The sequence below is a fragment of the Streptomyces laculatispora genome, assembly GCF_017353455.1.
GTDB lineage: Bacteria > Actinomycetota > Actinomycetes > Streptomycetales > Streptomycetaceae > Streptomyces > Streptomyces laculatispora.
Genome location: NZ_JAFMPZ010000535.1, coordinates 1 through 6,392, shown reverse-complemented (window position 1 = coordinate 6,392; position 6,392 = coordinate 1). Strand labels below are relative to the sequence as shown.

Here is a 6,392-nt window from a genome sequence, read left to right as displayed (position 1 = left end):
CCCGGGCGGCGCGCAGCCCGGCGGGGTGGGTGCACCAGTCGGTGGCACCGACGAGCAGGCCGGGAGCGGTCTCGGCGACGGCCTCGGTGAGCGAGGGGACGAGGGAGACGACGCGCACGGGAAACACCTCCTGATCGGCGACGCGGCACGGGCGGGGCCCGGGCCGGGTTCCCGGCCGCGGCGTGGATGCCCCGGCCGGATGCTCAGCGACGCGGGTCGAACGTCGCGTCGATGTGCTCGGCGACCGCGACGAACAGCAGCCGGGTACCGGGGACCGTGGCCCGCCAGCGGTGACGCACCCCGCCCGACAGGAACAGCGTGTCCCCGCGCTCCAGCCGGTACGCCTGGCCCTCGGCCTCCACCTCGGCGGCACCCTCCGCCACGTACATCACCTCGTCGTTGCGGTGCTGGAACTCGCGCCCCAGATCGAGCTCGCCGGTGAATTCGAGGGCGCTGAGCTGATGGCGTCCGCGCACCACCCTGCGTACACCGTCCTGCGGCCCGCCGCGCACGACGTCGACCGAGCGCGCCGAGTCGGCGGCGGCCCGCAGACGCGCGGTGGTGGTCTCCAGGGCGTCCGCGACCCGGTCCAGGGACCGGGCGCTGGGTCTGGCCCGCTCGTTCTCGATCTGGCTGAGGAACGGTACGGACAGGCCACTGCGCGTCGCGACCGCGGCCAGCGTGAGCCCCAGGGACCTGCGCTGTCGGCGGACCGCCGCGCCCACCCGGAGTGTTTCCTTGTCGTCCATGTCCGGCTCCCTCCCGACTCCCCATCCTTCCGGCTGCCAGCACCTTACGCACACGGTTACGCGAGGACGGCCGGTAATGAGACGTCGGGACAGCCCGAAAGGGGTGGGCACCGCCGCCGGCGGTGCCCACCCCTTCCTGTGCCGCGCCCCCTGGCGGGGCCGCGACGGGGTTACTGCTGCGGAGCCATCTTGTCCGCGATGCCCGGATTCTTGGCCATCCAGGACTTCACGGCTTCTTCCTCGTGTCCCGTACCGAGCTTCTGGATCTCGTTCTCCAGGCCGGCGAGCTGGTCCTCGCTCAGCTTGAAGTCCTTGAACCACTTGGTCAGCTGCGGGTAGTTCTTCGGGAAGTCCTTGGAGCCGATGGTGTGCAGGCGGTCGCCCTCACCGAAGGCCTTCCGGGGGTCCTGGAGCTTCGTCATCTTGTACTCGCTGTAGGCCCAGTGCGGGGTCCACAGGAGTACGGCGACGGGCTCCTTCTTGGCGTACGCGCGCTTCAGCTCGGCGAGCATGCCGGGCGTCGAGGAGTCGACGACCTTGTACTCCTTGTCGAGGCCGTACTTCGGCAGCACGTTCTTCTTGAGGTTCTCCATCGTGGCCGTGCCCGGCTCGATGCCGACGATCCGGCCCTTGAACTGGGAACTCTTGCCCTTGAGATCCGCCAGGGTCTTCACGTCCTTGACGTAGTCCGGCACCGCGACCTCGATCGAGGTGGGGCCGTACCACGAGCCGATGTCCGTCAGCTTCGAGCCGTACTTGTCCCAGTAGTTCTTCTGGGTGTACGGCAGCCAGCCGTCGAACTGCACATCGATCTGGCCGCGGGACATCGCGGTGTACATCGGACCGACCTCGAACTGCTTGAGGTTGATCTTGTAACCGCGGTCCTCCAGGACGGCCTTCCACAGGTACGTGGCGGCGATGTCCTCCTCCCACGGGAACCAGGCCATCTCGACGGCACGCTCGCGCTCGTCCTTGCCGTTGGCACCCTTGGAGGTGGCGGCCTTGGCGACCGGGGCCGCCTTGTCGGCGACGCCCGGGTTGGCCTTGAGCCAGGTGCGGACGGCTTCCTGCTCCTTGCCGGATCCGCTCTTCTGGATCTGCGCCTCAAGACTGGTGAGCTGGTCCTCGGTCATCTTGAAGTTCTTCAGCCACTTGCCGACCTCGGGGTTCTCGTCGGAGAAGCCCTTGCGGGTCAGCGTGTGGATGCCGTCGCCCTTGCCCCAGAGGTTCTTGGGGTCCTTGAGCTTGGTCAGCTTGTACTGGTTGTACGCCCAGTGCGGCGACCAGAGCGGAACGACGATCGGTTCCTTCTTGGCGTACGAGCGCTTCAGCTCGGCCAGCATCGACGGCGTTGAGCCGTCGACGACCTTGTACTCCTTGTCCAGGCCGTAGCCCGGCAGGATCTTGTCCTTGAGCAGGCCCGTCTCACCGGCGCTCGGCTCGATGCCGACGATGCGGCCCTTGAAGTCGGACGCCTTGCCCTTGAGGTCGTCGAGCGAGTCGACGCCCTTCACGTACGAGGGGACGGCCAGCTCCAGGGAGGTGGGTCCGTACCAGGAGCCCATGTCCTCCAGGCGGTCCTTGTACTTCTTCCAGTACGCGGCGTGGGTGACCGGCAGCCAGGAGTCGGTCTCGAAGTCGATCTGGCCGTTGGCCATACCGGTGTACAGCGCGCCGGCCTCGTACTGCTTGACGTCGACCTTGAAGCCGCGCTGCTCCAGCAGTTCTTTCCAGAGGTACGTGGAGGCGATGCCCTCGTCCCACGGGATGTAACCCATGCTGATCGTCTTGCCGGCGCCGATGTTCTTCGGGTCGCTGCTCGCGGTGTCGTCCGACTTCGAGGAGCCGAACAGGCCCATGCCGCCGGCCACGAGGGCGAGGGCGACGATGCCGGCCACGGCGACGACGGGCTGCGGGCGGTAGTTCCACACCTTCAGTCCGCCGGTCACGGCCTGCGCCTTGGCGAGCGCGCGGCGGGCCAGCGGGGAGACCTCGCGGCCCAGGGCGCTGGTCATCCGGTCCAGGTACATGGCCAGGATGACGATGGAGATACCGGCCTCGAAGCCGAGACCGACATCCACGTTGCCGATGGCGCGGTAGACGGAGCCACCGAGGCCGCCGCCGCCGACCATGCCGGCGATGACCACCATGGACAGGCCCAGCATGATGACCTGGTTGATGCCCGCCATGATCGTGGGCAGCGCGAGCGGCAGCTGCACCCGCAGCAGGGTGTTGCGCGAGGTGGTGCCGAAGGCCTCTGCCGCCTCCACGAGTTCACCGTCGACCTGGCGGATGCCGAGCTCGGTCATCCGGACGCCCGGGGGCAGCGCGAAGATGATGGTGGCGATGATGCCGGGGACCACGCCGACGCCGAAGAAGATGACGCCGGGGATCAGGTAGACCATGGCGGGCATGGTCTGCATGAAGTCGAGGACCGGACGGGTCACCGCGCTGACGGTCTTGGAGCGGGACGCCCAGATACCGAGCGGCACGGCCAGCACCAGCGTCACGATCGTCGCGACGAGCACCAGGGTGAGCGTGTCCATCGCTTCGTCCCACAACTCGACCGAGTCGATGAGGGCGAAGCCGACGAACGCGAGCACACCGGCGAGCAGTCCGCGCAGCCACCAGGCGATAACGGCGACGATGCCCGCGAAGAGCAGGGGGGCGGGCGCGGAGAGCACGGCGGCGATGCCGTCGAACATGCCGCTGACCACGGAGCTGATGGCGTCGAAGAGCCAGGCGAGGTGGGTCTGGAGCCAGTCGACGGCGGAGTCGACCCAGTCGCCGAGGTGGAGCCTAAACACTGGCCACCTTCTTCAGCGAGGCCGCGGCGTCCTGGGGAGCCTCGGCGGGGGGCATCGGCTCACCGAGTACGGCGAGCAGCCGGGCCCGGGGCACGACGCCGACGAGCTTGCCCTTGTCGTCGGTCACGGCGACCGCGACACCGCTCTGCGAGCAGGGGGTGAACAGCTCGATGATCGGGGTGCCCTCGGTGACGGTGGCGGGGGCCTCCCGCAGGACGTCCTGCGGGGTGCGGAGTTCCTTGCCGTCGTCGGTCGTGGTGCCCATGACGGTGTGCGGCTCGGCCATGATCGCGCCTGCGGTCAGTACCCGGGAGCGGTCCACGTCCTGGGTGAAGGAGGCGACGTAGTCGTTGGCCGGGGTGACGAGGATGTCCTCGGCGGTGCCGAGCTGGACTATCTCCCCGTCGCGCATCACGGCGATACGGTCACCGAGGCGCATGGCCTCGTTGAGGTCGTGGGTGATGAAGACGATGGTCTTCTTCAGCCGCTTCTGCAGTTCCAGGAGCTGGTCCTGCATGTCGCGGCGGATCAGCGGGTCGAGTGCGCTGAAGGACTCGTCCATCAGCAGCAGGTCGGCGTCGGTGGCCAGTGCGCGGGCCAGGCCGACACGCTGCTGCATACCGCCGGACAGCTCGTCGGGCCAGGAGTTCTCCCAGCCCGCCAGGCCGGTCATCTCCAGGGCCTCCGTGGCGCGCCGGTTGCGCTCGTCGCGCGGCACACCCTGCACCTCCAGGCCGTAGCCGGCGTTCTCCAGCACGCTGCGGTGAGGGAAGAGCGCGAAGTGCTGGAACACCATGCTGATCTTGGTGGACCGGACATGGCGGAGCTCGGCGGGGGTCAGGGCGGTCAGGTCCTGGCCGTCGAACAGCACCTTCCCGGCGGTGGGCTCCAGCAGCCCGTTGAGCATCCGCAGCAAAGTGGACTTGCCGGACCCGGACAGCCCCATCACGACGAAGATCTGTCCCGGTTCCACGGTGAACGATGCGTCGATCACCGCTGCGGTCGTTCCCTCGGCGCGCAGCTCGTCACGGTCGGAACCGTTCTCGAGTTTCCGCACGGCTTGATCGGGTCGTCTGCCGAAGACCTTGTACAAGTGTTCGGCTTGCAGCCTTGACACATACACCTCACGCGTTGAACCGAAAACGGTCTGCCACCCCCTCCGGCAGACCGTGGAGCGCGCGGATTCGGTCCGCATGGCACGCGCACTAGTTGAAAATGCGACGTGGTCCGCTCCGATGCCGCGCCTGCCCCCGCTTACACAGGCCAAACACGAGAGTGATCCAGCTCACACAAAAGCGGTCCGGGATCGGGAACCGCGTCCTCGGCGACCGCTGTCAGCAGGGTGCGGCATCATCAGGGGTGTGACGCGACGCCTGATGCTCCTCGACACCGCCTCCCTCTACTACCGCGCCTACTTCGGAGTCCCCGACTCGGTGCGCGCACCGGACGGCACCCCGGTCAACGCCGTGCGCGGACTGCTCGATTTCATCGGCCGGCTCGTGCAGGACCACCGGCCGGACGATCTGGTCGCGTGCATGGACGCGGACTGGCGGCCGCACTGGCGGGTCGAGCTGATCCCCTCGTACAAGGCGCACCGGGTCGCGGTGGAGACCGCCGGCGGGCTGCCCGACGAGGAGGAGACGCCCGACACGCTGGCCCCGCAGGTGCCGATCATCGAGGACGTGCTCGATGCCCTGGGGATCGCACGGGTCGGTGTCGCGGAGTACGAGGCGGACGACGTGATCGGCACGCTGGCCAGCCTGGCGACCGGCCCGGTGGACATCGTCACGGGCGACCGGGACCTCTACCAGCTGGTGGACGACGCCCGCGGGGTGCGGGTGCTCTACCCGCTGAAGGGCGTCGGTTCGCTCCAGGTGACGGACGAGGCCCGGCTGCGCGAGAAGTACGGGGTGGACGGCCCGGGCTACGTCGATCTGGCGCTGCTGCGCGGCGACCCGAGCGACGGGCTGCCCGGCGTGCCCGGCATCGGCGAGAAGACGGCGGCGAAGCTGCTGGACGCCTTCGGCGACCTGGCCGGAATCATGGCGGCGGTGGACGACCCGGCCGCGAAGCTGACACCCTCGCAGCGCAAACGCCTCGACGAGGCCCGTGACTACGTGGCCGTCGCACCGACGGTCGTCCGGGTCGCCGGTGACGTACCGCTCCCGGACTTCGACCCCGCGCTTCCCGCCGAGCCGCGCGACCCGGCGGCGCTCGAAGCCCTTGCGGACCAGTGGGGGCTGGGCGGCGCCCTGCAGCGCCTGCTCTCCACACTTCGGAACTGAGGTGTTAAGTTAGGTAACCCTAATACCGACCCTCCGGGGTCGGTGGTCCGGGCATCCGAAACAGGGAGACAACCTCGTGGCAGAACGACCGGCGCGGCAGGCCCCCAAGGCACAGGGTGCGCAGGTCCTGCGCACCGAGCAGATCACCCCGCACATGATCCGGGTGGTGCTCGGCGGTGACGGTCTCGCGGATTTCGCGCTGTCCGGTTACAGCGATCACTACGTCAAGCTCTGCTTCGCCCCCGAGGGCGCCGAGTACGCGCACCCCTTCGACATGGCCCGCATCCGCGAGGAGTTCCCGCGCGAGCTGTGGCCCACCACCCGTACGTACACGGTGCGCTCCTGGGACCCAGCCACCCGGGAGATGGCCATCGACTTCGTGGTGCACGGCGACGAGGGCCTCGCGGGCCCGTGGGCGGCACGCGCCGCGGCCGGCGACCCGGTGACCTTCCTGGGACCCGGCGGCGGTTACGGCCCGGACGCCTCGGCCGCCTGGCATCTCCTGGTGGGCGACGAGAGCGCGCTGCCGGCCATCGCCGCGGCGATGGAGC

At 68.9% G+C, this 6,392-nt stretch carries 6 protein-coding genes; 2 read left to right on the top strand and 4 right to left on the bottom strand.

Features of this window, described 5'->3' with window-relative positions; all coding sequences use genetic code 11:
* The 4 genes from J1C73_RS35210 to J1C73_RS28265 all read right to left on the bottom strand — a co-directional run.
* Positions 1-118: helical backbone metal receptor (locus tag J1C73_RS35210; protein ID WP_307797815.1), on the bottom strand; the 118-nt coding region annotated here is incomplete at its 3' end.
* 85 nt (positions 119-203) lie between these two features.
* On the bottom strand, positions 204-749 hold the full coding sequence (locus tag J1C73_RS28275) for a helix-turn-helix transcriptional regulator (protein ID WP_123468615.1): 546 nt from the start codon (positions 747-749) through the stop codon (positions 204-206).
* 170 nt (positions 750-919) lie between these two features.
* Positions 920-3,556, bottom strand: coding sequence for an ABC transporter permease/substrate binding protein (locus J1C73_RS28270; RefSeq protein WP_207318859.1), 2,637 nt, complete (start codon positions 3,554-3,556; stop codon positions 920-922).
* The gene (locus J1C73_RS28265) at positions 3,549-4,613 is read right to left on the bottom strand and encodes a quaternary amine ABC transporter ATP-binding protein (protein ID WP_207318858.1); all 1,065 of its coding nucleotides are present in this window, start codon (positions 4,611-4,613) and stop codon (positions 3,549-3,551) included. The genes J1C73_RS28270 and J1C73_RS28265 overlap by 8 nt, the downstream gene beginning before the upstream one ends.
* A 319-nt stretch (positions 4,614-4,932) precedes the next feature.
* Between J1C73_RS28265 and J1C73_RS28260 the strand changes: the two genes are divergently transcribed.
* On the top strand, positions 4,933-5,841 hold the full coding sequence (locus tag J1C73_RS28260) for a 5'-3' exonuclease (RefSeq protein ID WP_207318860.1): 909 nt from the start codon (positions 4,933-4,935) through the stop codon (positions 5,839-5,841).
* 76 nt (positions 5,842-5,917) lie between these two features.
* The coding region (locus J1C73_RS28255; protein ID WP_207318857.1) for a siderophore-interacting protein at positions 5,918-6,392 on the top strand (475 nt) is incomplete at its 3' end.